This window comes from Peribacillus aracenensis (assembly GCF_025175645.1).
Lineage (GTDB): Bacteria > Bacillota > Bacilli > Bacillales > DSM-1321 > Peribacillus > Peribacillus aracenensis.
Genome location: NZ_JANZMJ010000015.1, coordinates 62264 through 87686 on the forward strand (window position 1 = coordinate 62264; position 25423 = coordinate 87686).

Here is a 25423-nt window from a genome sequence, read left to right on the forward strand (position 1 = left end):
AGATGATAACTACAGTTCAAACAAAAACGTATCTTAACTATATTAACGGTGAATGGGTTGCTTCCATTTCAAATGAGGTTGAAAAAAGTTTAAACCCGGCAGATAATCAGGCAATTGTCGGATATGTACAGAAATCTGCCAAGGAAGATTTGAACCTGGCAGTGGAAGCGGCGAAAAAGGCGAAAGACAAATGGCGCAAACTAGCTGGTTCAGAGCGCGGGGAGTATCTATATAAAGTAGCGCATATTCTTGAAAAGCGGATTGATGAAATCGCAGAATGTGCAACACGGGAAATGGGTAAGACCTTTGCGGAAACAAAAGGAGAAACGGCACGCGGTATTGCGATCCTGAAATACTATGCAGGAGAAGGAATGCGTAAAGTGGGGGATGTCATTCCATCCACCGACAGTTCAGCGCTTATGTTCACGACACGTGTCCCGCTTGGTGTAGTGGGCGTCATTACACCTTGGAATTTCCCAATCGCCATCCCGATCTGGAAGATGGCTCCTGCTCTCGTTTATGGGAATACGATTGTGGTGAAGCCAGCCACCGAGACGGCCATCACCTGTGCGAAGATCATGGAGTGTTTTGAAGAAGCCGGTTTACCGGCGGGTGTTATCAATATGGTCACAGGGCCGGGCAGTGTCATCGGGCAGGGCATCGCCGATCACAAAGATATAAACGGCATTACCTTTACCGGCTCAAACGGCGTTGGAAAAAGGATTGGACAAGCGGCGCTAGCACGCGGAGCGAAATACCAGCTTGAAATGGGCGGGAAAAACCCGGTCATCGTTGCAGCGGATGCGGATCTAAATCTGGCTGTAGAAGCAGTCATTACCGGCGCGTTTCGCTCGACGGGGCAAAAATGTACCGCGACAAGCCGTGTCATCGTTGCAGCTGAAGTTTATGAAGAGTTCAAGCAGCTGCTGGTGAAAGAAACGAAAGGCATTTCCATCGGGGATGGATTGGACAGCGGGACATGGATGGGACCATGCGCTAGCGAAAATCAATTAAATACGGTTCTTTCTTATATCGAAAAGGGAGTCGAGGAAGGCGCTGCACTTCTAACTGGCGGAAAGCGTGCTGAAGAAGGCACTCAGGCTAATGGCTTTTATGTAGAGCCGACGATTTTTGATAACTGTACGTCAGATATGACCATTGTACAGGAAGAAATTTTTGGTCCGGTGATTGCTTTATTGAAAGCCGATTCAGTTGAAGAAGCCCTGCAACTTGCGAACAGCGTCGAATACGGCCTTAGTGCTTCGATTTTTACAGCCAATATCCAACACTTGCTTTCATTTGTTAACGATATGGAAGCCGGGTTGATCAGGATCAACGCTGAGAGCGCAGGCGTTGAATTGCAGGCGCCATTTGGCGGCATGAAAAACTCCAGTTCCCACTCCAGGGAACAAGGAGAAGCAGCAAAAGAGTTTTTTACATCCATTAAAACGGTGTTTGTAAAATAATATAACGTGAATGCGATTGTTCATAGGAGCTCTATCCTACATTTTCATAGTAAATAAACCTGAAAGAATCGTATTGATAGATAAAAATTAAAGGCTCTTTTCGTTAAGATTGTTGTTTTTAAAACGAGACTATTTAAGGTTGATTGGAGTGGAAGTGCGAGACTCGTGCGGGAGCAGCGGGTCAGGTGAGACCCCACAGGCGTTTACGCCGAGGAGGCTCACCGCCCGCCCCGTGGAAAGCGAGCATCTGGAGGGGAAATCAACCACACCGCATTACTTGTTAAATAGCAACAAAGTATGCGGAAACAGCCAAATTAAAAGAAAACGAACTTTTGAAAAATGAAGATTTCCAATAGCATAAAATTTATATCCATACAGACAAGTATGCTAGCTTTATTATATTGAAAGGGTTGGTAAAGTGGATACGAAAACGCAACTGACGGAGGTACCGCTTTATATTAAGGTAAATAGGCTGGACAATGTCGCCATCGTGGTTAATACGGGGGGCCTGGATCAAGGAACCGTTTTCCCTTGTGGGCTTGAATTGAAAGAAAGAGTACCACAAGGCCACAAAGTGGCTTTAATGGATATAGTCGAGAATGAAGCCATCATCCGCTATGGGGAAGTTATCGGCCATGCGGCTGAATCAATCAGTAAGGGATGTTGGATTGACGAGTCATTGGTGATGCTTCCGGCTTCTCCGGATTTAAAGGAATTGCCGGTAGCAAATGATATACCCGAAGCTTTACCCCCGCTTGAAGGATATACATTTCAAGGATTCCGCAATGAAGATGGCAGTGTTGGAACCAAGAATATATTAGGCATTACAACAAGCGTTCAATGTGTAGTGGGCGTGCTGGATTTCGTCGTGAACCGGATAAAAAAAGAGCTTCTCCCGAAGTATCCCAATGTTGATGATGTTGTCGCCATAAATCACAACTATGGGTGCGGAGTCGCAATCAATGCACCGGAAGCGGTCATTCCCATTCGCACGATACAGAACCTTGCGAAACACCCGAATTTCGGCGGGGAAGCCTTGGTAGTTGGATTGGGGTGTGAAAAACTGTCACCAATGAGAATAAATCCAAGCGGGGACGATTCAGATATCATTTCACTTCAGGATCAGCAGGGATTTGCGGGAATGGTCCAATCCATTATCGAAATGGCCGAGGAACGTTTAATCAAGTTGAACCGCAGGCAGCGGGAGACGTTTCCGGTTTCTGAATTAGTCATCGGCACGCAGTGTGGAGGAAGTGATGCATTTTCTGGTGTGACAGCTAACCCTGCAGTGGGATATGCTGCAGATCTGTTAGTTAGGGCAGGGGCAACCGTTCTATTTTCTGAAGTCACAGAAGTACGGGATGCGATTCATCTATTGACGCCCCGTGCAGTGAATGAAGAAGTGGGGAGAGCGTTAATAAAGGAAATGGATTGGTATGATAACTACCTGGCTTTAGGTGATGCCGATCGAAGTGCCAATCCGTCTCCAGGAAACAAAAAAGGCGGATTGGCCAATGTAGTGGAAAAATCATTAGGCTCCATTGCCAAATCCGGAGGCAGCCCCATTTCAGGCGTACTGGCCCCAGGTGAAAAAGCAACGGAAAAAGGGCTGATTTTTGCAGCTACACCAGCTAGTGACTTCGTTTGCGGAACGCTGCAGCTCGCTTCCGGCATGCACCTTCAAGTTTTTACAACCGGAAGAGGCACACCTTATAACCTGGCAATGGCTTCCGTCATCAAAGTATCTACACGAAATACATTGAACGAGCAATGGAAAGATCTGATTGATATAAATGCAGGAACTATCGCTACAGGTGAAGCAACCATAGAGGATGTCGGGTGGGAAATGTTTCACCTCATATTGGAAGTGGCCAGCGGTAAAAAGAAAACCTGGGCAGAGCATTGGGGCCTGCATAATGATTTGGCCCTGTTCAATCCTGCGCCAATTACCTAATAATGATGTTACTTAAGAAGGACTTCCTTTTAAAAGGGGTCCTTTTTTGTTGGTCCAATTTTTAAAGCTGTCATTATTTTTCCTCCAGAAAAGAGGACCGCCTAACTTTTAGTTGAAGTTATTAATGAACGATCGGTTTTCCAGCATGACGAAAAAAGGGCAATACAGTACAGGAGGGATACCATGGTAACATTCAGGAATGCGACAGTAAAAGACTTAAGTGAAATTGTACGGATGCTAGCGGATGATGTGTTGGGGAGGGAAAGGGAACGCTATGAAAATCCCCTTCCTGAAAGCTATCTAAAAGCATTTGCATCCATTGATGCAGATGAGAATAATGAATTGATCGTAGCATGTCTTGGTAAGGAGATCGTTGGGGTGCAGCAAATCACGTTCACTCCATATATTACCCATCAAGGCGGTTGGAGAGCAACGATCGAAGGGGTTCGGACGGCATCTTCAGAACGAGGGAAAGGCATTGGAAGCAAGTTGATTCAATATGCGATTGACCGTGCCAGGAAGCGGGGCTGCCATATCATTCAGCTGACGACCGATAAAAAGCGGGAAGAAACGCTGCGATTTTATGAACGTTTAGGATTCAAAGCCACTCATGAAGGCATGAAAATGAAGCTTTAATTCACCGTCTTTTGACCCCTTTTTCTGTGCACAACAATTTGTCTGGTATTATATGTTAAAATTATTTGTGAGATATTAATAGATGCGCAGGATCTGATGAAAGGGTGTGCTCGATGGAAAACGAAGCATGTATTCAGAAGAGGTACGGTGTAATCAGTTTTACTTCATTCATCATTGGAATCATTTGTTTTTTTACTGTTTTTATTACACCTATTAGAATGGCAAATATCGGGAGCATGACGGGTGATTATATAACTTTTCTCCTTACGATTGCCGGCATCGCCCTCTCTGTCATAGGGATTTTGAAGAAAACCGAGAAAAAAGTGATCCCGATCATTTCCTTGGTTTTTTCCTCGTCATTCTTTATATTTTGGGTGATCATCATCACCTTGTTGATAACTGGGGAAATAGAATTGCCCCGTAGAACAATAGGATAAAGGGATTGAACCAGGGAAGCTTCTTGGGAGATAGAACTGACAAAAGGTGGTTTTTCAATGATAAGAGGTTTATATGAAGCACATTTACCGGTTCGTGATTTGAAACGTTCCATCGAATTCTATGAGGGGCTTGGTTTACAGTTAGATCATAAGGTTGAAGACAACCTGGCTTTTCTATGGATAGAAAAGGACAAAAGTTGGTTGGGGCTTTGGGAAACGGAAAAAGTGGAGGTTGAGTATCATCCCTCCCTGCGGCATATCGCTTTTCAAGTATCATTGGAAGATCTAAAGAGCTCAGTCGCATGGCTTGAAGATAGGGGCTATGCGCCAAGAGAGGCTTTTGGATTTAAACCAATTGAACCTTTCGTGATGCCTCACGGGGAATATGCCCACGCTAAAATTCACTTTAATGATCCAGACGGAAACAGTTTGGAGTTTATTAGTAAAATGGAGAATCCCCAAAAAATCAAGAATCGTATGTATTTAAGTGAATGGACAGGTATAAATGAAAGACAGAAGTAAAAAAGGCGAATGACAGATGAATTGAGTGTTGAAGCATAATTTGCTTTTATGCGAATTACTATATGTGCTTGACTGTTGTGAGAGCTAAATGTATTTCTTGTTATTGTTAAGGTGAATCAAAAGCCATGCTTACCTATTTGATATTCATGGCTTTTGGTAGATTACTTTTTGAGAGTCAATTCATGACTTGGTGCTTGCAGCATTTCTGTGGGTTCATTAGGTTACTTGATTTTGAGGGGCAGGGTATAGTAACCAAATGCCTTATCTAGCAATGCACTAGCTTCTTGACGAAGTAAAGGTTGCTTTGAACGGAAATCTATAGACCCATCTGACTTGGGCTTAATTTCGGGATCAACAATTCCTTGTGATACAAGCGCCTGGATAGCTTCGATCGCCCACATATCGGTTTTTCCGGTTATTTTTACCTTTGGAGCGGGTTGGATTTGCTTCAGATTTTGAATCATTACTGCTGCTGTTTGTCTTGTAACGAGAGTATTGCGGTTAAAATTAGGAATGCCGGAAACCACTTTCGCTTGATTGTCCTCAATATTATCTGGAAAACCAAACCATCCATGTGCACGAAGAAGTAAATCTGCAAACTCTCCCTGTGTCATGGTACCTTCCGGATGGAAGCGGTTGTCTGGTTGAGTCTTGAGTATGTCGAATGCGTACAGATTTTCAATGTGTGACTTATACAAACTGTCATGGGGTACATCTGAGAAAGGTTTCTTTGTATGCATTTTTTGTGCATCGGACCACATATCCATACTTTTTGGATTTGTGTAATAGAAGTATTTAATCCGATTCTGATGATCTTTCTTGAACGCTAATTTATTTCCAGCTTCATCTTCAAACAGCAGAGGATGAACCATCTTCAAGTTGTGCTTGCCTGAGTTCCCTGACTCCATAATCAAGCTTCCGTTCTTATAGGTAAACCTGGACTTCAGGAAATGTAAGCGGGTGTTCTGGTATAATCCGACATATTTATCAGCTTCTTTACTGCTTAAGGGCATGTAAGTTGATTTCTCGGGAGTCTTTTCCTCTGGGAAATAGTGATCCATAAACTCTTCAAATACCTCTAAACTCATCATGGAATCATTGTTATACGACATGTAAAAGGCGGTATTGCTCTTCGGCAATAATACAATTAACGATTGATGTCCAGGCATGCTTCCGCCTTTTAGAATGACATGGTGACCATTCATTAAATCGTTGAAGGGTCCTTCGAATCCTCCGACCGTTGTCATGGGGAGTGTCTTATCTGCATACACCTGATAGGATTGCATTTGCTCTAACGATTTTTCACTGACAATTTCCTTCCCTTTAAATTTACCTTGCTGCTGAAACATGATTAAATACTTAGCCATATCATCTCCCGTAGAAAGAATGCTACCCTGTGGCCCATCTGTCGGTGCATGACCGGAAGCTTGATGTGGCGTGCCTTTTTCATCATAGTGAACGGCCATTCTATCCAGTAGTTCAGGAGTGAAACGGGAACTCGTCGAACTCATGCCTAATGGCTTGAATATATTCTTTTCCATATATTTATCGAATCTAAGGCCGCTTACGTTCTCTATCGCATAGCCAGCCAATAAAAATGCAAAATTATCATAGGTATACGATTCCCCAGGTGTTCGAACTACAGTCGGCATATGCTCTTTAAGAAACTCCTTCATTGGAATTTCCTGGGTTATGTAGTCAGGTGAGGTATACGTAGTAATATCAGGCAGATCCACACCGCTCGTATAGGTAAGCAAATTAAACATGGTTAGTGGAGTTCCTGTTTTATTGGGTACTTTCAAGCCGTCTAAATATTCTTGAATATCATGGTTCAGATCAATCGCACCTTTATCAACAAGCTGCATGGCTGCCAAGCCTGTAAAGGTTTTTGAAACGGAAGCGATTTGAAAGACGGTATCTTTATCGACAGATATTTTCTTATCCTTATCAGCATAACCATAGCCTTTATTTAACAGGACTTTCCCATCCTTGACCACTACAAAATTAGAGCCATTCACATTGAATTTCTCCATTTTATCCGCAAGCACCGAATTCATGAACGATTCTACTTCTTTAGTATCTTGGGGGCCGCTCGTGCTTATCTTTTTTGCTGGTTTCTGAGATTCCACTGATACGGTTGGGACATTGTTAATTGCATTGCAAGCAGTAAAAGTGGTGGCAGATAATAATAGACAGGCAAGCCCTAAATTACGTGTTTTCGTTTTCATGTTTTTTCTCCCCTATTTAATCAATTTAATTGCCTTTAGCCATCCTCATTCCTGATTGACCGCAGGCGTTCAGTTTCAGATGCTCTTCATCCACAGTCGATTGAACTTAAAGCGCATCATGAATGAATCTAACCGAGTATCGCAAACCGCATGTCATATACACAAGTTACTTTTTGTCACGCTTTTATCCAAAGTTGTTAACCTCCCTTAGTAAAAGCAACTAAGCAAAATTTGACACGGTTCCAGCGGGGATTTTTGTCATGAGCCAGATACTCCAAGGCATGTTGAATTGTCATATGACATTATGACACTAGTGAATCTGATATTAGGCGAATTAGAATGTGGTAGTAATTAAAGGGGTGTAGAGAACATGAACAGACGAATCACGTGACTTGCATTCTTTCGTTTCTTACAAGCTTTTATTACTTTTTTTTTGTGATTAACCTGTTTTTTTGTTTTAGCCTTTCATTTACTTTAATGGGTATCCCATTGCTTGCCTATATGATGCGAACTGTCGTATTTCGTCCAGTATAGTAAGAACGTATCCAAACGAAGATTTATAGAGATATCTCGATTAAATCATATGAAAAGAAAAAAAGAATGGAGGGCCCACTATGGAAACAGGCTCAAGAGGAACTTCTTGATCGCCGTAATTGGAGAGCGGTCTTTTGGTTAATGATGAAATTTGGTGTCGGAAATTTAAATCTAATCGGTACCGTTTTATGTTATATTGTTCCTATCTTGTGTATGGTTACTCCGATGTTCTCCTTTTTCATGAAAATACGATAATCAGGAAACCTATCGATTCATGGGCAAAGTCAAATCGATATGATGGTTTTGGGAGCGGTACTTGGATTCATTGGCTCGTGGACTGGAAACCGATAGGCTCTCTTTATCGGGGATTATACGCGACATATGGTTAAAGCGATCCAAAGATTGATTTTAACCCAACATGAAATGGGGGGTGATTTTACATGTTTTATGTGGTAAAACAATGGTTTTGGTATGACTGGTTCTTATTATTCATTCGCTTAATAGTCTGTATCTCATTAATTTTCGCGATAATAGAAGTTCATGAACAATTACCTTTGCCTTTATGGAGCAATATTGTTTGGGGAATCATCGCATTTTCTGTTCCTTGGCTCTGTCTGTTATATAACTATAACTATTATTTAATTACCGAAATGATTTTATTTGGAGGAATCATCCTCTACTTAAGTTATTGGTTTCCTGAGGCATATCTCGGATTCTTGATGCCTGCCTTTATGATCGCTGCAAATGGTTTCCAAAATTCATATCGTTGGTCAGGTCCGATGACAGTCCTTGTCATTCCAATTTTAATCCTTATACTATCTCATCAAGTCATTCCCTGGTTGCCGATCATTCACATAGGATTGGCCTATGGTTTTGGATTTTCATTTCATTTACTAATTGTCAATCATAAGCAAAATAAAGTTATTCGTGAACAGAATATAGTTTTGGAACAGTATATGTCCCAGATTGAACGGATAACTCTTTTAGAAGAACGAAACAGGATGGCAAAGGAACTTCACGATACGATAGGGCATTCTAATGTGTCAATCATCATGGGGTTAGAATCGTTGCGTACTTACTGCTCAAATGCTGAAGGGGAAAAAAAACTTGAGTTATTGTTGGATCTGACACGTAAAAACATGGATGATATCCGCGGATACTTGCATCAAATGGAGTCAACAACAGAATTGCTTCCACTGCACGAAGCACTGCGGCAGCTCATTGATGAATTTCAAACAAATGCAGGAGTGAATGTTCATTATAGGATTCTCGGAGAAGTTTATCCCATACCACGGCAAGTCCACATGACATTTTATAGATGCTTGCAGGAATCATTAACCAATGCAGTGCGGCATGGAGGATCTACGGAAATGAGGGTCGTGCTTCAATTTGAACCGAGGCAGACTCGATTGGAAGTGCAAGACAACGGTCGTGATGTAGATAACCTAGAGGAAGGTTTCGGTTTGACAGCGATAAAAAAGAGGGCTTCCAATCTTCAAGGACAAATAAATGTCTATTCCAAGAGTGAAGAAGGAACGATTGTAACCTGCACATTGCCAAGACAGATGGAATCGCCAGGTGAAGTCATTCGATTGCTAATCGTTGATGACCAGCCCTTTATTCGTGAGAGCCTGCGAACTATCTTGGAGAAAAATAGAGACCTTTCAATTGTTGGTTTGGCTGGAGACGGAGAACAAGCGATGGAGATTTGTGAGCGGGTAAAGCCACAAATGATGCTGATGGATATTAACATGCCGAACATGGATGGTATCACGGCAATGAAGTTAATTAAGCAGAGATGGCCTGACATTCGCATACTTATTTTAACTTCTTTTCAGGAAACAGAAAAAGCGATGGAAGCACTGCGGAGCGGAGCGGATGGTTATCTGTTGAAGTCCATGGATCCAAGTGAATTAGCTGAAACGATACGCCTTATTTATAGGGGCTGTACCATGATTGACCAAGACATTTCGAATAAACTTTTCGAAGAGGTAGAAAAGCAGCACATTCATGAGCATTCAGAGGATAATCCCATAAATGATATGGACCATTATGGTTTAACACCACGTGAAATTGAGATATTAAAGATGGTTTCCAAAGGATTTCGTTATAAAACAATTGCTTCGAAATTATATTTGTCCGATGGAACGGTTAGGAACTATGCCTCAAACGTTTATGCGAAGCTGGAAGTGCGCAATCGAGAAGAAGCCGTTCAAAAAGCAGGGGAGCTAGGACTTCTGGAATGATTAACTTTGAACATGATCATTTCTGAATTTCTCTTAAAAGTAGCGGTACAACCTTTAAGTAAGCAGGAAATGTCAAAACAGAATGGAGAATCATAGAATGAATGTCAAAGCGGAATTATATTGGAATGAATTTTGGCAGGGGAAAGATGAAGAAAAACCCCAGGCAGTCAGTGCATGGCAATTCGGGGCTGATCCCGATCAGTTGGCCCAATTAGTGATGGATGGGATGAAAACGGCTACGTGCTCTGGGTATGTTTTTTATGAAGAGGAAAATGAACCATTACCATCCGTAGGTGACTACAGCATTATTTTAAACAGTGAGGATGAGCCGTTAGCCATCATCCAAACAGTGAAAGTCGAAGTATTGCCCATGAATGAAGTGAGTGAAGAGTTTGCGATTGCAGAAGGGGAAGGAGATCGAACCTATACATACTGGTGGGAGGCTCATGAAAAATGGCTGAAAGAACAATTGGACAAGATCGGGCACACCTTTAAAGAAGATATGCTGCTTGTGTGTGAGCGCTTTGAATTGATACATGTAAAGTGACGGAAGTGAACAATAAGTGTTTTCGTTCAGTGATTTGCTATAATAGGTCATTGGATTAAAAACTTATAGAAAGATAGGTATTTGCATGAAAAAGAAACTGACATTCATTGGATTGGGAATCGTGGTTGTTTTCCTGCTATTGCTTGGTACGTATAAATTAATGAATTCGAGAACATATCAGGTATTCGGAGGATTAACGGATAATGTCGAGACGAATGAAAAAGTGGTCGCTTTGACATTTGATGATGGCCCATCGAAGAATGTGAATCAGATCCTTCCGTTATTGGCTAAATACGATGTAAAAGCTACTTTCTTCCTGATTGGTAACGAAATCGAAAAATACCCAGAGGAAGCTGGAAAAATAGCGGAAGCAGGACATCAGATTGGGAATCACACGTATTCCCACAAGCGAATGGTTTTTAAATCGCCTTCTTTTATCAAGGCGGAAATCGAGAAAACGGATAAATTAATTCAGGACTCCGGATATAAGGGTGAAATTGACGTCCGGCCGCCAAACGGGAAAAAAATCATAGGTCTGCCTTATTATTTAAATGAAAATGATAGAGAGACCGTTACCTGGAATCTGGAACCAGATAGCTATTACACTACCGCTTCTGACAAAGTGAAGTATGTGAAGGAACATATAAAACCAGGTTCGATCATCCTGATGCATCCGATGTATGATGATACGGGTAAAGAACTTCAAGCGATTGAAGGGATCTTGCAGGAGTTAACGAACGAAGGGTATACGTTTGTAACGGTCAATGAACTTCAGGAAATGTAGTCCCATTTATACCGAATGTACGATTTTCGAAGAAAAGGGTTGCTGCGGCAGCCCTTTTTTATTTGATATAGTACAGAATAGTACAAAACGTGGTCTGCATATTGTTTCTTAACGGAATTCGTTGTATGGCATGCAATCGCATGAAAAAGCTATTTTAAAATGGGGCTGGTTACTTGTACCGGAATAAAAATACCGCTCTGATCATCATTTTGTGTTTCCTGTTATTCCTATTTCTTGTCGTGCTCCTTTTTCGCCACATCAAAGTATACTTCGTGTATAGCTCGGGCATCGGCCCGTTATTGTTTATTGGGGTAATGGTTTTGGCTATCGTTATGCTTTTTTTCAAAGGATATAAATAGGCTTGTACAATTGAAGGCTGCTGCGGCAGCCTTTTTTATGTGGAAAAAAGCTCTTCACATAGAGAGACATAAAAAAAAATAAAAATCAATAAAAAATTAACGCTCAAATACTAGTAATATATGGTAAGATTTTAAATGGAATTATTTTCTTTTAAATTTTATTCAGGGGTGATTAGTACGTGGAGTTTTTTACAAAGTGGTCGTTTAAGAACAAGGCTGCCGTTTCATTGGTAACCATATTTATTTTGTTGATAGGAGTTGTCAGTTATTTTAAACTGCCGATGGAATTTTTACCATCTGCTGATAATCCACAAGTTACGATTATCACAATGGGGCAGGGCACCGATTCGAAAACGATGGAAGCACAAGCTACAGATCCGATTGAAAGAGCGGTCACTGGAGTTAAGGGAAAGAGTTCAATATACTCCACAACGGGAGATGGGTTTTCAAAAGTAGATCTATTCTTTGAAGCCGGATCGGATATGAAACAAGCAAAACTTGATGTTCAAGAGGCTTTAGGCAGTGTAGCTTTACCACAAAGCATGGCAAAGCCTACTGTTACACAGTTAAATACATCTATGATTCCCATTTCATTTGTTTCCGTTACTTTTAAGGATGGATTAACAGCTGAAAATATAGACTTTACCAAGAAAGAATTAGAGCCTCTGTATAAAGATATTAAAGGGGTTTCGGATGTTCAGACATTTGGAGTTTCCCAATCCGTTCTTTCAGTCAAGGTGGATAATGAAGAATTGGCTAAAAAGAAAGTCTCCATTCAAGATGTCATGAACGTCCTTAACGGTCAGAATGCAGCTTTGGCCGTAGGCGAAAAAGTGATTGATGGGAAGGCAAGTAACATCAAGGTTATTGGGGATTTAACAAGTATTGGAAAATTAAAAGCGTTAAAGGTCACCCCGAATGTCACACTTGGAGAGATAGCAAAAGTTGAAGAAGCGAAGGATGGCAACCTCATCAGTCGTTTTAATGGAAAGGAAAGCATTGATTTAAGCATTATCAAGGACAGTCAATCAAATGCTGTCACAATCAGTAAAGAGGTTGAAAAAGTAGCGAAAGAAATTAATGAAAAGTATAGCGACCAGAAATCGACCATTTATTTATCTACAGCTGATATGGTGGAGACTTCCGTTCAGACAATGGTAAAAGAAGTTCTGCTGGGAGCGCTATTCGCCACGATAGTGATCATGGTCTTTTTACGGAATGTACGATCTACATTCATTACAATCGTATCCATACCGCTATCTCTTGGCTTTACGTTATTTTTGCTGTCATTGTCGGGAGTGACGCTGAACATTTTGACGCTGGGCGGTGTCGCTGTAGCGATCGGGCGCTTGGTGGACGATAGTATTGTTGTTATTGAAAATATTTTCCGGAAAATGCAGCAGGAGAAGATTTCAATTGAATTGGTGATGGATGCAACTAAAGAAGTGGGAGTGGCGATAACAGCTTCAACCCTTACGACTGTAGCCGTTTTCCTTCCGGTTGCCTTATTGAATGGAGGGCTTCAAGAGTTTCTTCTGCCTTTCGCTTTGACTGTCACTTATTCTTTACTGGCTTCTTTAATCGTGGCATTAACGGTTGTTCCGTTAATGAGTGCAGGATTGCTGAAAAGGACGAAGCTGCCAAAACATCGCCCGGCCAAGCGTTTTACCAAGCTCGTTACTTGGTCACTAAACCATAAATGGGTTGTCTTGATTATTGCTATGCTGTTGTTTGTCGGTTCCATTGGTACATATTTTGCCATGCCAAAAGGGGCGATTGATAATTCTTCAGCAGACTATGTCTCCGTGACATTAACTTATCCAAATGATCAGCCCTATGAAAAAGTGAAGGAAAAAGCGATTGAACTAGAAGAAACGATGCAGGATATGAGTGAAGTGGATAATATTTTCATGCAATTAGGAAACTCTGCCGAATCAGCACAATATGGGGAAGTCACATCACCGACGGAAGCGATTTTCGGCATCCTGGTAAAGGATAAAGCAAATGTAGATACGATTCTGAAAAAAATGGAAAAGGAACAAGAAAACTATCCTGATGCGAAACTTACGGCCCAAGCCTCTTCCTTTATGATGGGGGCATCAAAGACGAACATTACGATAGATGTGGTCGGCAGTAATGTTGAAGATTTGGAACTGACGGCCAATAAGGTCAAAGAAAGTATACAGGATATTAAAGGAATTGAAGAAGTAACAACGAACCAAGACGAAAAGAAAACCATTTATTCATTCAAGGTAGATCCGGCTAAAGGCAATACAGAACAAATCGGTCAACAATTAGGTATCATGCTTAATAAAACGCCTATCGGAAATATAACTTTACAGGATAAGCAGACACCTGTCGTCCTTGAACCAATCTTAGATCCTAAAAAACCAGAGGATTTAAAAAGCATTCCGATCATGACAGATGGCGGTCTGGCCCCAGTGTCAAAGGTCGCTTCTTTAAAGAGCGAGGAGAGTGCAACAACGCAGTTCCATAAAGATGGGGAAACGTATCTTCAATTGAAGGCAACGGTAGATCCGACTAAGCTTTCCGATATTGCAAGCAAAATAAATCTTGAGATATTCGGAGATAAAGAGAAGAACAAAGGACTTGATATTCCGAATGATGTAGATATTCTAGTCGGGGGAGCCAGTGCTCAGCAAACAGATGATTTTTCCGATTTGTTCCTTACGATGTTAATATCGATCGGCATTGTCTTTTTAATCATGGTGATAACATTTAAATCGATCAAAGCACCGATCGCCATTCTATTTTCCTTGCCATTCGCTGCCATTGGAGCGGTATTAGGATTGGTTATCAGCCGAATTCCAGTCGATATTACAGCACTGCTGGGTGCTCTCATGTTAATTGGAGTTGTTGTGACAAACGCGATTGTGCTTCTGGATCGAGTCAAACAAAACGAAGAAAAAATGATTATCCGTGATGCGATCGTCGAAGCGACAGCTACAAGATTCCGTCCGATCATAATGACGGCTGTAGCAACGATTTGTGCCATGCTGCCCCTATTGTATAAAAAAGCTGAAACAGGAAGCTTGGTTTCACAAAGTTTAGCGATCGTTGTCATTGGCGGGCTAGCTGTGTCTACACTGCTCACACTTATCGTCATTCCATGTATATACGAATTGCTGCACTATAAAAAATCGAAAAAACAGAGAAAGAAAAAGAGAGAACCCGTTAACGAACAAATCGAAATGTAATAATAAAAAGTTTGTAGAGAAGCAACGCTTTCTTTACAAACTTTTTTTTTCTGTAAAATGGTGCATGTTCTTTATTTTTTTTAAAATAATGGTTGACTTTCTTTCAACCTGTAACTAAAATGATTACAGCTAGTGGCAATGATATATATTTTTTGGTTTGTGTTGTAACTGGTTTGATTACAAGTTTAGCCAATGATGAAAAGTGAGGGAATATATAATGACAGTGAAAATTAAAGCGTATTCTGATTTTATATGTCCATTTTGTTTTTTAGGTAAAGGTCCTTTGGACGAAATCATGGAGGAAAAGGATGTAGAAGTGGAATGGATGCCATTTGAATTGCGACCGAGTCCACATTCCAAAATAGATCCATGGAAGGAACCCGATAAGTTGAATTCATGGGATTCTTACATTCTCCCTGTTGCAAAAAAACTTGGAGTGGATATGCGTTTACCCCGTGTCTCCCCGCATCCATATACACATTTGGCGTTCGAAGGGTGCCATTTTGCAAAGGAGCACGGAAAAGGGAACGAGTTCCACGACCGAGTATTTACAGCGTTTTTTCAAGAGGAACAAAATATTGAAGATATTGAAGTATTGACAAAATTAGCGGATGAAGTTGAACTTCCTGTAGATGCTTTTAGAGAAGCATTAGTGTCCCGAAAGTATCGGGAATTGCACCAAGATGCACTGAAACATGCTTATGAAGAAGCGGATATCAGGGCTGTCCCAACGTTTATTATTGGTGATGAAGTTATTCAAGGACTAGCCAGTAAAGAAAGGTTAGCGCAAGTCATTGAGAAGGAAGAAGCAAAAAATGAACGGAATGAACTTGAGGGCTTGCAATGTGATGGTAAGGGGAATTGCTAAAAACCTTCTGGGGATTAAAAAAAATAGGCTCTTTTCGTAAAGATTGTTGTTTTTAAAACGAAACGATTTAAGGTTGATTGGAGCGCAAGTGCGAGACTCCTGCGGGAGCAGCGGGACAGGTGAGACCCCACAGGCGTTTACGCCGAGGAGGCTCACCGCCCGCCCCGCGGAAAGCGAGCATCTGGAGGGGAAATCAACCACTCCGCTTTACTTGGAAAATAGCAACAAAGTAAGCGAAAACAGCCAAAAAATTAAAAACATCATAATTTGGAGGAATCAAAATGTCAGCAACTACAACAAATTTAAAAGAAGCCATTATCAATCGCCGTTCCATCCGTAAGGTGAAAAAGAACGAAAATATTACGAAAGAAAGGATGAATGAAGTATTAAAAACGGCTTTACATGCACCAACTTCATTTAATATGCAAAGTGGACGAGTGGTGGTAGTGATGGATGACGAGCATGAAAAGTTCTGGGATATTGTAAAAGAAACACTTCGTTCCCGTGTTCCAGAAGAGAGCTTTGCGGCAACAGCAGAACGATTACAAGGATTTCGTGATGGAGCGGGTACTATTCTATTCTTTGAAAATCAAGAAACAATAGAACAAATGCAAGAAAAAGCACCCTCCTATAAAGAACAGTTTCCATATTGGTCCCATCAAGGAAATGCGATGCTTCAGTATGCAATATGGATGACTTTATCGGCGGAAGGTATAGGGGCATCTTTACAACATTATAATCCAATCATTGATGAAGAAGTGATGAAGACTTGGGATCTTCCAGGGAAATGGTCGTTGATAGCTCAAATGCCATTTGGTGAGCCGAATGAACAACCAGGAGAAAAAACGTTCCTGCCTTTCGAAGATATTGTGAAATTTTATTAATTCAAAGATTTAGGGTTGGGATACTAGATTAACCAAGAGCGCGTTTACTCTTAAAGAGTAAAACGTGCTCTTTTTTTTGAAGAAACGTTCCAGCGGCATTACATATATGGGGAACAAATAATTGACAATGAGAATCATTTTCATTTATAGTAAACTGTGTAATGAAATTAATTCTCAATTAGGAAGGTGATATGGATGAAGGTATTCATTGGTTATGTCAGTTTATCCGGTAATACCGAGAAAATGGCTATAAACATAAAGAATAGAATGAAGGCTGTCGGCTGTGAAGTATATATGGAAAGATTGGATACTGTTGAAGTTGATGCTTTAAAGGATTTTGATTTGGCCTTTATTGGTTTATATACATGGAGTCTTGAAGATTTACCGTATGAAGCACACGAGTTTTATGAAGAAATTGACCAGGTGGACTTTGCTGGAGGGAAGGTCGCATTCTTTGGTGCCGGCGACTTGACCCATTCGAAACCGTGCGCCGCGATAGATATCGTTTCCGATAAAATGAAGCAATTTGGATTTGATGTATATGATCGAGTATTGAAAATACACCATGAAAGCAATACATACGAACAATTAAGTGAATGTGAAGACTTTGCAGAGCATGCCCTTATATGGGGAAGCAATAGGAAGAAGTGGAGATTCTGCATGTGGGATCGGATGCTAGGCAGTCCGAAATACCGAAAGTCAGCATTTTTGTTAAGGAGGGTCCTTGATGATTACCCAATTAAGTTCAAAGAGAGAAGTAAAAAAAGAGGAACTTATACAAGAACTTCTGAAATTAGGGATTTTTAAAAAATATAATAAACAACTATACGAGCTTCCGATCGTTGTTTTACAAAAGGAATTCAATCACTTGAGAGGTGGATTAAAAAATGTCTAGGAGAAGGAAATCTTATACTGAACTGCTAAAGGAAAACCGCGAACTTCTAATGCATGACAAAATGGAAGTGGAACGCATCTATATAAAAATCGATCAAAAAGCCATCAATGAAAAAAAGGGAAGTAAGCAAGTACAATCATGACTGGTTAGAAATTTGGTTCAGTCAACAAAATAAGGTTTGGATGTTTTTTTAGGGTTTGTAAAATGATTTCCACTACAGGCACTCTCTTTCCGCGGGCGGTCCGGGAGCCTCCTCGGCGCCTTTGCGCCTGCGGGGGCTCCCTTGGACGCGCTTTTCCCGCAGGAGTCTCGAACACCCGCTCCAATCAACTGGTCTGTTTTTTAAATAAAAAACTGTAAGTAAATACGATTTATACAGTTTTTCATAGTTTAATGAAACCTTATTGGATTGAAGAAATATGCGACACTCCTGCCGAATAACTGGCTTGGCGAGACCCCACAGACGCTTGCGTCGAGGAGGCTTGGCAGACAGTCGGCGGAAAGGGAGCGGATTTCTGAAATCAACTGAAACGCTTTTAAATAAAAAACTTCAGGCAAACTGACTTACCTTCGAGTTTGTCTATAGTGGAACCGAAATCTTTTGTTGATTTCGGTTTTTTCTTTTGGGTCTGAGAATGCTGTTGATTTCCATAGAACATATGGAGCATCATATTAACGATCAAATTCTAATGTAAAAGATATTAAAGGGCTTCGTGAAGATCCTGATTGTAATCCTTTAGCCTTTACAAGGTCGGACCCAATATTTCATCTTTTTTTCTTCTCAATTTTTCACTTTTCGTAACAGCTTGTCATGAAGTTTGGACAAGGTGAACAATACAAGGATAGAGCCTATTAATGCTAACGACATATCCCATTGTGCGTCCCAAATATCACCTTGTGTTCCTAAAAATTCTTTTGAAGCTTTTCCACCATTTGAAACAATGGCAGTTATCCATTCGATGATTTCATATAAGGCACCAATGGCAAGCGCAAAACTTAATGTAACAGCAAATAACCACGGTCCTTTTGTTAGAGGGGTTTTACGTATTAATATTTCTCTAATCACAATCGCAAATAAACCTTTCAGGAAATGCCCAAACCGATCATAGTGGTTCCGGTTTAGATCGTAATGATCTTTTAGCCAATTAAATGCAGGGACTTTTGAGTACGTATAATGGCCACCGATGAACATGGTGATTGAAAGAACGGCAATAACGAAATAGGATAATGTAGTGAGGCGGAATTTATTATATGTAGCAAGTATATAAATCAGAAACACAACGGCAGGAAATACTTCCATTGTCCATATCAAGTATCCTTCAGGCTTAATGACTGACCAAATAAAAACGGCAGTGACTAGCAATAGAAATAATAAATGAATCAGTATGCTTTTATCTCTTCCCAATTTTTTTCACTCCATTAATTTTATCAGTTGATAGAATCAAACAGTTCGTGTATGGATAAAACGCTTAATGCTTTCATTTAAATCATTAGCCGCTTTTGTAGGGACCTGATGATTGGCATGTTCAATGAATTTTAATTCCGTATATGGCAATTTTTCATGTAATAAATAAGCGTAATGATGCAATGGTTTATCTTTTTTACCATAGACCAGTAAAATGGGCATGTTGATTTTCTCTAGCTGGTGTGTACAGTTATAATGCAAACTATAATGGTAATACTGCTCGATATTTCGGGCATCTCCCTTCAGGGCGTCATTAAACATTTCGTTGAACAACTTTCCTGTATTTGAATTGCTCCATGAAATGGAAAGCGCTAGGATTGGAACTGCGTCTTTATTTGCAAGGGATATTCCTAAGGAAATCTTTTGCTTTAAATATTTATCCCTCACTTCTGACATTCCACCTATTACAATGCCTCCTAGAGCCCTATCGCCACAAGTCAGCAAATATTCCAATACGATCGAGCCTCCGGTTGAATAACCGCATATGATAGCTTTTTTTATTTCCAAATGATCCAACAGATGTTTGATATCTTCTATAATCAGGGGATAAGTTACTGGCAGTCTTGAATACTGACTTCTTCCGTGACCCCTAATATCAAAAGTGATAACTTTGAACTCCTCGGATAATTCCTTCAGTTGGTATTGGAAATTCACACTTGTCAGTACTGGAGGATGAATAAAAACAATAGGAACACCGTTTCCCTTAACAGAATAATACAAGCTAATACCGTCCACATCTAACATTGGCATATGAATATTCACCTCATTCGAAGAGTACTTGCATAATATCCCTCCTGAAAGAATTTTCCCTTTAAAACGTATTTTTATAACTAATAGTTTCGGTTACAATCATCTTGAATTTTTTGGGTTTTTTTGAACAAGATATAAGAGTTCAGGAAATGAACAAAAATATATAAAATAAGGTGATTAAGATGAAGGCTAACATGAATAAAATTTTGCCAGTTGTCGCTTCGGTCGGAGTAGGTATTGCTACTTATCAAATGTTGAGTGGAAATGGCGGGAAAATGAAAAATATGGTGCCGCTTGCCACTAACTTGATGGGCATGGGAACTGGGATGCAAGGGCAGAATCAACAACAGCCATAAAATCACTAAAACAAAATGATCCCTTTAGAGGGATCATTTTGTTTTAGCCAATAAAAGGGACCTCCATCATATAAGCTTAATGCATACCATGGATACTATTTACCATTTTTTATAAATTAAGTAATAAAGCCCCAATGAAACTACTCCTTACGTTATAATGAATGGGCTCCAAGGAAAGTGCCAGAAACCTGCAGGGGTGATCAAATGAATGGAGGTTATATGTGTTGAAGAAAAAATTATTGGTCATCATTCCAACAGTTGCCCTGATGTTGGCTCCACTAGGAACGGGAACTTCAATTACCCACGCAGCAACAAAGGAGAAAATCGAAACGAAGGCGGAAACGCGCCCGACCCTCAGGAAAGGCTCACGTTCAAGTTATGTAAGAGACTTACAGCAAAGCCTTAAAGATGTTAAATATAGTGTAGGCGTAGAAGGGATTTTCGGTACCCAAACACAAAATGTGGTAAGGGAGTTCCAAGTAGATCATAACTTGAGTTCAGATGGTATCGTCGGTCCGCTGACATGGGCTGCTTTAGATGAGAATAAGGTGGAAAGAAAACAGTTCACGGAGAAAGACGCGATCGCTTTAGGGAAGAAAAAGCTGGGGAACAGGATCGTATTCAGCGGTGATGGCAGATTGCTGAAAGATGGCAAAGGAAAATCCTATTACAACTATAAAGCAGCTAATAAAGATTGGATCGATCAAGGCGGCACAGGAACGATTGGGTGGTTCCACATTTATAAAGATGGCCGTGTAGTGGAACAATAAAGGATATACATGCAAAGAATTTTCTCACTTTATGTGGGATTTTTTTTTGTAAGGCATGGATATAATAAGAAGACTAATTGCACCTATTTTGGATATAAATAACAAATAAATACAGAAAAGCAATTTGGTATATTGGGATGAAAAAAAATAGATCATTTGAGCCTTAGTGTTCCATTATTGAGATTTGTTAAGTCCCCTGTATTCTTTTTATGTCTGGATTCGAATGGGTCTGTTCAAAATCCCGCGTTTGCCTCTCAAAATCTCATTTCTGAACGGTCATTTACGCTAGAAACTATATCAAATTGATTTATTATTACTAATAAAGTTGTTTAATAATCGAAATAATCGTATACTTGACAAAAAGTCGGTTCCCATTGTTGTTTAGAAATAGTTCTTTACTAATATCTTGCAAAGCGAGTCCTTCAGTAGAAAATCTAATATTAGATAAAGAATAGACGAGTAAGTTTCCTAATCATCATAGGGAATCTTCTCGTCTTATACTATTTTAATATAGTTTAGGCGCCAATAAACCCGCATTCCTCTTCATTTTAGACAAGATTTCTAATACCTCCTGTAACAACAGCACCTGCTTAGTATGGACATTTGTTTCATATGAATCTTGAATAAAATGCTTTTTACCAAGTTGGCTGTTTATTCCTTTAAATAGGGTGATATATACACCCATGTATTTCTCCTTTATTTTAGGCTCTTTTCGTAAAGAGTGTTGTTTTTAAAAACTAAACGATTTAAGGTTGATTGGAGCGCAAGTGCGAGACTCCTGCGGGAGCAGCGGGACAGGTGAGACCCCACAGGCGTTAACGCCGAGGAGGCTCACCGCCCGCCCCGCGGAAAGCGAGCATCTGGAGGGGAAATCAACGACACCGCTTTACTTGGTAAATAGCAACAAAGTATGCGAAAACAGCCTTATTTTATATCTGTGAAGTAGCGACTTATTTAAGACTATAAATTATGAGGTGGGAACAAATGAGAAAAAGAATGTTTGGAATTATTATATTAATTACTTTAGTTTCTTCTATTATATTAATGGGTTGCAATCAATTAGAATCCAATCAATCTGATGATTCAAATGGTGACGTTAATCAGAAGAAAAAGGATGAGCTTGTGATGGCATTTGGTTCAGAGCCTGAAGCAGGTTTTGATCCAACGGCCGGATGGGGACGTTATGGCTCACCGCTTTTCCAAAGTACTCTACTAAAAAGAGATAACAAGCTTAACATTGTAAATGATCTTGCAACAAGTTATAAAGTCAATGAAGATGGCAAGGTTTGGACAGTGAACATACGTAAGGATGTGAAATTTTCAGACGGCGAACCATTAACCGCCGACGATGTAGTCTTTACATTTGAAACAGCTACAAACAATGGGTCGGTCGTTGATCTTAATGGTATGGATAAAGTGGAGGCGATCAATGATTACACCGTAAAATTCACGTTAAAAGATCCTCAATCAACATTTGTTAATTCCTTAGTAGGAACAGGAATCGTTCCAAAACATGCTTATGGCGCTGACTATGCTGAAAATCCTATAGGGTCAGGACCTTATCAGCTCGTTCAATGGGACAAAGGGCAACAGCTCATTATAAAGGTTAATCCTGAATATTATGGCAAAAAGTCGTATTTTAAAAAGATTACCTTTCTATTTCTAAACGAGGATGCATCTTTTGCTGCTGCACAAGCAGGGAAGGTCGATCTTGCTTATATACCAGCTGCATTTAGTAACCAGGAAGTGCCTGGAATGAGGTTGGAATCGGTGAAAACAGTTGATAATCGAGGAATCGTCTTTCCATTTGTAAAATCAGGGGACTTTACTGAAGATGGCTTACCAATTGGTAACGATGTAACTGCTGATCCAGCGATTCGTCATGCGATTAATATTGCGGTAGACCGAAAAGCGTTAGTTGATGGAGTCTTAGAGGGGCGTGGTACACCAGCTTATACTTCAGTGGATGGCCTTCCTTGGTGGAACCCGGATACAACCATTAAAGATGCTGATTTTGACGGTGCGCGGAAACTTTTGAAAAAAGCCGGATGGAAGGATACAGATGGAGATGGGATTCTTGAGAAGGATTCTTTGAAAGCTGAATTCACTCTTTATTACTTGGCGAGTGATGCAATCAGGCAATCTCTTGCAATTTCTGTGGCCGATATGATCAAGCCACTGGGAATCCAGATTAAAGTAGAAGGAGGAAGTTGGGATATTATTGAAAAGAAAATGTATTCAAATGCAGTCCTATTAGGTTGGGGGAGCCATGACCCTCATGAGATGTATAACATTTATAGTAGCAAATTTGCAGGGGTAGACTTTTATAATACCGGATATTATCAAAATAAAACGGTGGATGAATACTTTGATAAGGCCCTTCTTGCTACAAGTGAAACAGAAGCAATCGAGTATTGGAAAAAAGCACAATGGGATGGAACAACGGGCTTAAGTGCAAAGGGTGATGCTCCATGGGCCTGGTTAGTGAATATTGATCATTTGTACTTAGTGAAAGATGGACTTGATATCGGGGAACAAAGAATCCATGTACATGGGCATGGTTGGCCTGCAACAGATAACATAGTTGAATGGAAATGGTCCAACTAATTATGCGTAAACTTAGAGGTGGAAAGCTAGGATTATTTCTATTATTGAAAGGATTAAGAATGGTCACATTATTGATTGCCATTTGTTTAATTTCCTTTCTATTAATAAAAAACTCTCCGATTGATCCAATCCAAGCCTATATCGGAGCCGATATGTTGAAGGTGGGTCCTGAGCAACGGGAGAAGATAGCTGAATATTGGGGTGTGGACCAACCAGTCATGGTGCAATTCTTGAATTGGGGATCTGCGGTACTTACGGGTGATTTAGGAACTTCAATGATATTTCGCCGCCCGGTAATGGACATTATCGGTGAACGATTCTTAAATTCCCTGGCACTCATGATATCAGCCTGGATATTATCAGGGATAATTGGATTTTCCATGGGTGTTATAGCGGCCATGAAAAAAGGGACTTGGATCGATCGAATAATAAAATGGTACTGTTTCACTCTTGCTTCAACTCCTACCTTTTGGGTGGGGCTCCTTATCCTTATCGTTTTTGGCGTTTGGCTAAGATGGTTTCCGATTGGAATGGGAGTTCCAGCTGGGGTCCTTGCGGAAAATGTCACAATGATGGATCGAATCATGCACCTTATTCTTCCGGCAATCACGCTTAGTATAGTTGGGGTTGCTAATGTGGCCTTGCATACTCGCCAGAAGCTGATTGATGTTCTTTCTAGTGATTATGTCTTATTTGCTAGGGCGAGAGGTGAACAAGGATTTGTCTTGTTTTGGAGACATGGATTGCGTAATGTTGCTTTGCCGGCGATTACCTTACAATTCGCGGCTTTTAGTGAGTTGTTTGGTGGAGCAGTGCTGGCTGAGCAAGTTTTTTCATATCCCGGTTTAGGACAAGCTACGGTAGAAGCTGGGCTTAGGGGAGACGTCCCCCTTTTATTGGGATTGGTTATATGTAGTACAATATTTGTTTTTGCAGGAAATTTACTGGCTGATTTAAGCTATCGTTTATTAGATCCCAGAATGAGGGAGGGGAGAAGTTATGATTCCAGGCCTCAAAAACAAAAATAAAGATAATGTTAAACGATTTGCTCTAAATCGAAAGCAGCGGACACTTTATATGATCCTAATCTTACTTGCTTTTTTAGTACTTGTCATAGTAGGTGGTATCTTTATTGATGAGGGGAGAATCGAGACGAATCTTAATGAGCGAAATGATCCCCCATCATTAGCTCATCCCTTTGGTACGGATTGGTTGGGTAGAGATATGTTTACACGTACGGTAATGGGACTTTCCTTAAGTATGGGGGTTGGATTGATTGGAGCGATGGGAAGCGCGTCAATTGCTCTATTCTTAGGGATGGCAGCTGCAACAATGGGAAAAATGGCGGATCGTCTCATTTCATGGCTCATCGACCTATTTCTGAGTGTACCGCATCTCGTAACCCTTATTCTAATCGCTTTTACATTAGGGGGAGGATTTAAAGGGATTGTAATTGGTTTAACTTTAACTCATTGGCCAAGCCTTGCCCGAGTCATCCGGGCAGAGGTCATGCAAGTTCGTTCAGCAGAATATGTTCAGGTTTCTCAGAAAATGGGGAAATCTCGATGGTGGATCGCTTTCCATCATATTCTGCCCCATGTTTTCCCGCAGCTTTTAATTGGGTTCATGCTATTGTTTCCTCATGTTATTTTACATGAGGCAGCTGTTACATTTATAGGTTTGGGATTGTCTCCTCACGAGCCGGCAATTGGAATTATTCTATCAGAATCTATGAAGTATTTATCTTCAGGTATGTGGTGGCTTGCCTTTTTTCCAGGGCTATGTTTATTGATTATCGTGAGAACGTTTGATCAGATAGGAGAAAATATCCGGTTGCACTTGGATCCTAATAGGGCTCACGATTAGTCACCCGAATGCTACTTTCGATTTTAAGAGG

23 protein-coding genes are annotated in these 25423 nt (G+C 40.5%); 19 read left to right on the forward strand and 4 right to left on the reverse strand.

Going from position 1 to position 25423, the window contains the following annotated elements; translation table 11 throughout:
* Positions 1 to 2 precede the first annotated feature (2 nt).
* The 5 genes from gucD (at position 3) to N0M92_RS15865 (ending at position 5015) form a co-directional block, all read left to right on the forward strand.
* On the forward strand, positions 3 to 1466 hold the full coding sequence (gucD, locus tag N0M92_RS15845) for an alpha-ketoglutaric semialdehyde dehydrogenase GucD (protein ID WP_260286653.1): 1464 nt from the start codon (positions 3 to 5) through the stop codon (positions 1464 to 1466).
* Between the two features lie 418 nt (positions 1467 to 1884).
* Positions 1885 to 3420 (forward strand): galactarate dehydratase, encoded by a 1536-nt coding sequence (garD, locus tag N0M92_RS15850; RefSeq protein WP_260286655.1) that lies wholly within the window; start codon positions 1885 to 1887, stop codon positions 3418 to 3420.
* Between the two features lie 183 nt (positions 3421 to 3603).
* Complete coding sequence (locus N0M92_RS15855; RefSeq protein WP_260286656.1) at positions 3604 to 4056, forward strand: GNAT family N-acetyltransferase; 453 nt, start codon at positions 3604 to 3606, stop codon at positions 4054 to 4056.
* Positions 4057 to 4169: 113 nt separating this feature from the next.
* Positions 4170 to 4493, forward strand: coding sequence for a hypothetical protein (locus tag N0M92_RS15860; RefSeq protein WP_260286657.1), 324 nt, complete (start codon positions 4170 to 4172; stop codon positions 4491 to 4493).
* 57 nt (positions 4494 to 4550) lie between these two features.
* Positions 4551 to 5015, forward strand: a complete 465-nt coding sequence (locus N0M92_RS15865; protein WP_260286658.1) for a VOC family protein — start codon at positions 4551 to 4553, stop codon at positions 5013 to 5015.
* Between the two features lie 221 nt (positions 5016 to 5236).
* Here N0M92_RS15865 and N0M92_RS15870 read toward each other — a convergent pair whose 3' ends face one another.
* On the reverse strand, positions 5237 to 7243 hold the full coding sequence (locus N0M92_RS15870) for a serine hydrolase (protein WP_260286659.1): 2007 nt from the start codon (positions 7241 to 7243) through the stop codon (positions 5237 to 5239).
* 974 nt (positions 7244 to 8217) lie between these two features.
* Here N0M92_RS15870 and N0M92_RS15875 point away from each other — a divergent pair.
* The 9 genes from N0M92_RS15875 (at position 8218) to N0M92_RS15910 (ending at position 17720) form a co-directional block, all read left to right on the forward strand.
* On the forward strand, positions 8218 to 10023 hold the full coding sequence (locus N0M92_RS15875) for a helix-turn-helix transcriptional regulator (protein WP_260286660.1): 1806 nt from the start codon (positions 8218 to 8220) through the stop codon (positions 10021 to 10023).
* 97 nt (positions 10024 to 10120) lie between these two features.
* Entirely contained in the window at positions 10121 to 10570 is a 450-nt protein-coding gene (locus N0M92_RS15880) for an ASCH domain-containing protein (protein WP_260286661.1), read from the forward strand.
* Between the two features lie 85 nt (positions 10571 to 10655).
* Positions 10656 to 11354, forward strand: a complete 699-nt coding sequence (locus tag N0M92_RS15885) for a polysaccharide deacetylase family protein (protein WP_260286662.1) — start codon at positions 10656 to 10658, stop codon at positions 11352 to 11354.
* A gap of 538 nt (positions 11355 to 11892) precedes the next feature.
* Positions 11893 to 14931: an efflux RND transporter permease subunit gene (locus N0M92_RS15890; protein WP_260286663.1), complete on the forward strand. Its 3039-nt coding sequence runs from the start codon at positions 11893 to 11895 to the stop codon at positions 14929 to 14931.
* Between the two features lie 217 nt (positions 14932 to 15148).
* Positions 15149 to 15799: a DsbA family oxidoreductase gene (locus N0M92_RS15895; RefSeq protein ID WP_260286664.1), complete on the forward strand. Its 651-nt coding sequence runs from the start codon at positions 15149 to 15151 to the stop codon at positions 15797 to 15799.
* Positions 15800 to 16080: 281 nt separating this feature from the next.
* Entirely contained in the window at positions 16081 to 16683 is a 603-nt protein-coding gene (locus tag N0M92_RS15900) for a nitroreductase family protein (RefSeq protein ID WP_260286665.1), read from the forward strand.
* A gap of 195 nt (positions 16684 to 16878) precedes the next feature.
* Positions 16879 to 17490 carry a flavodoxin domain-containing protein gene (locus N0M92_RS15905; protein WP_260286666.1) on the forward strand — a complete coding sequence of 204 codons (612 nt, stop codon included), beginning with the start codon at positions 16879 to 16881 and terminating at the stop codon, positions 17488 to 17490.
* Entirely contained in the window at positions 17411 to 17578 is a 168-nt protein-coding gene (locus tag N0M92_RS29465) for a Fur-regulated basic protein FbpA (protein WP_397443863.1), read from the forward strand. Before N0M92_RS15905 ends, N0M92_RS29465 begins: the two co-directional genes overlap by 80 nt.
* A complete protein-coding gene (locus tag N0M92_RS15910) occupies positions 17571 to 17720 on the forward strand; it encodes an FbpB family small basic protein (protein WP_260286667.1) in 150 nt (49 codons plus the stop codon). The genes N0M92_RS29465 and N0M92_RS15910 overlap by 8 nt, the downstream gene beginning before the upstream one ends.
* Positions 17721 to 18359: 639 nt before the next feature.
* On the opposite strand, the gene N0M92_RS15915 is transcribed toward N0M92_RS15910, so the two are convergent.
* Both N0M92_RS15915 and N0M92_RS15920 read right to left on the reverse strand, forming a co-directional pair.
* On the reverse strand, positions 18360 to 18983 hold the full coding sequence (locus tag N0M92_RS15915) for a DUF2238 domain-containing protein (RefSeq protein ID WP_260286668.1): 624 nt from the start codon (positions 18981 to 18983) through the stop codon (positions 18360 to 18362).
* A gap of 36 nt (positions 18984 to 19019) precedes the next feature.
* Entirely contained in the window at positions 19020 to 19793 is a 774-nt protein-coding gene (locus tag N0M92_RS15920) for an alpha/beta fold hydrolase (RefSeq protein ID WP_260286669.1), read from the reverse strand.
* 182 nt (positions 19794 to 19975) lie between these two features.
* On the opposite strand from N0M92_RS15920, the gene N0M92_RS15925 reads away from it, so the two are divergent.
* Together N0M92_RS15925 and N0M92_RS15930 are read left to right on the forward strand one after the other, a co-directional pair.
* The gene (locus N0M92_RS15925; protein WP_185151391.1) at positions 19976 to 20149 is read left to right on the forward strand and encodes a hypothetical protein; all 174 of its coding nucleotides are present in this window, start codon (positions 19976 to 19978) and stop codon (positions 20147 to 20149) included.
* 221 nt (positions 20150 to 20370) lie between these two features.
* Positions 20371 to 20919 carry a peptidoglycan-binding domain-containing protein gene (locus N0M92_RS15930; protein ID WP_260286670.1) on the forward strand — a complete coding sequence of 183 codons (549 nt, stop codon included), beginning with the start codon at positions 20371 to 20373 and terminating at the stop codon, positions 20917 to 20919.
* A gap of 505 nt (positions 20920 to 21424) precedes the next feature.
* On the opposite strand, the gene N0M92_RS15935 is transcribed toward N0M92_RS15930, so the two are convergent.
* A complete protein-coding gene (locus N0M92_RS15935; protein ID WP_260286671.1) occupies positions 21425 to 21604 on the reverse strand; it encodes a hypothetical protein in 180 nt (59 codons plus the stop codon).
* Between the two features lie 299 nt (positions 21605 to 21903).
* Between N0M92_RS15935 and N0M92_RS15940 the strand changes: the two genes are divergently transcribed.
* Genes N0M92_RS15940 through N0M92_RS15950 form a run of 3 tightly spaced genes read left to right on the forward strand, consistent with a single transcriptional unit; the run spans position 21904 to position 25392 of the window.
* Positions 21904 to 23526, forward strand: a complete 1623-nt coding sequence (locus N0M92_RS15940; RefSeq protein ID WP_260286672.1) for an ABC transporter substrate-binding protein — start codon at positions 21904 to 21906, stop codon at positions 23524 to 23526.
* Positions 23527 to 23528: 2 nt separating this feature from the next.
* Positions 23529 to 24554, forward strand: a complete 1026-nt coding sequence (locus N0M92_RS15945; RefSeq protein ID WP_260286735.1) for an ABC transporter permease — start codon at positions 23529 to 23531, stop codon at positions 24552 to 24554.
* Positions 24526 to 25392: an ABC transporter permease gene (locus N0M92_RS15950; protein ID WP_260286673.1), complete on the forward strand. Its 867-nt coding sequence runs from the start codon at positions 24526 to 24528 to the stop codon at positions 25390 to 25392. The genes N0M92_RS15945 and N0M92_RS15950 overlap by 29 nt, the downstream gene beginning before the upstream one ends.
* Positions 25393 to 25423: the final 31 nt, after the last annotated feature.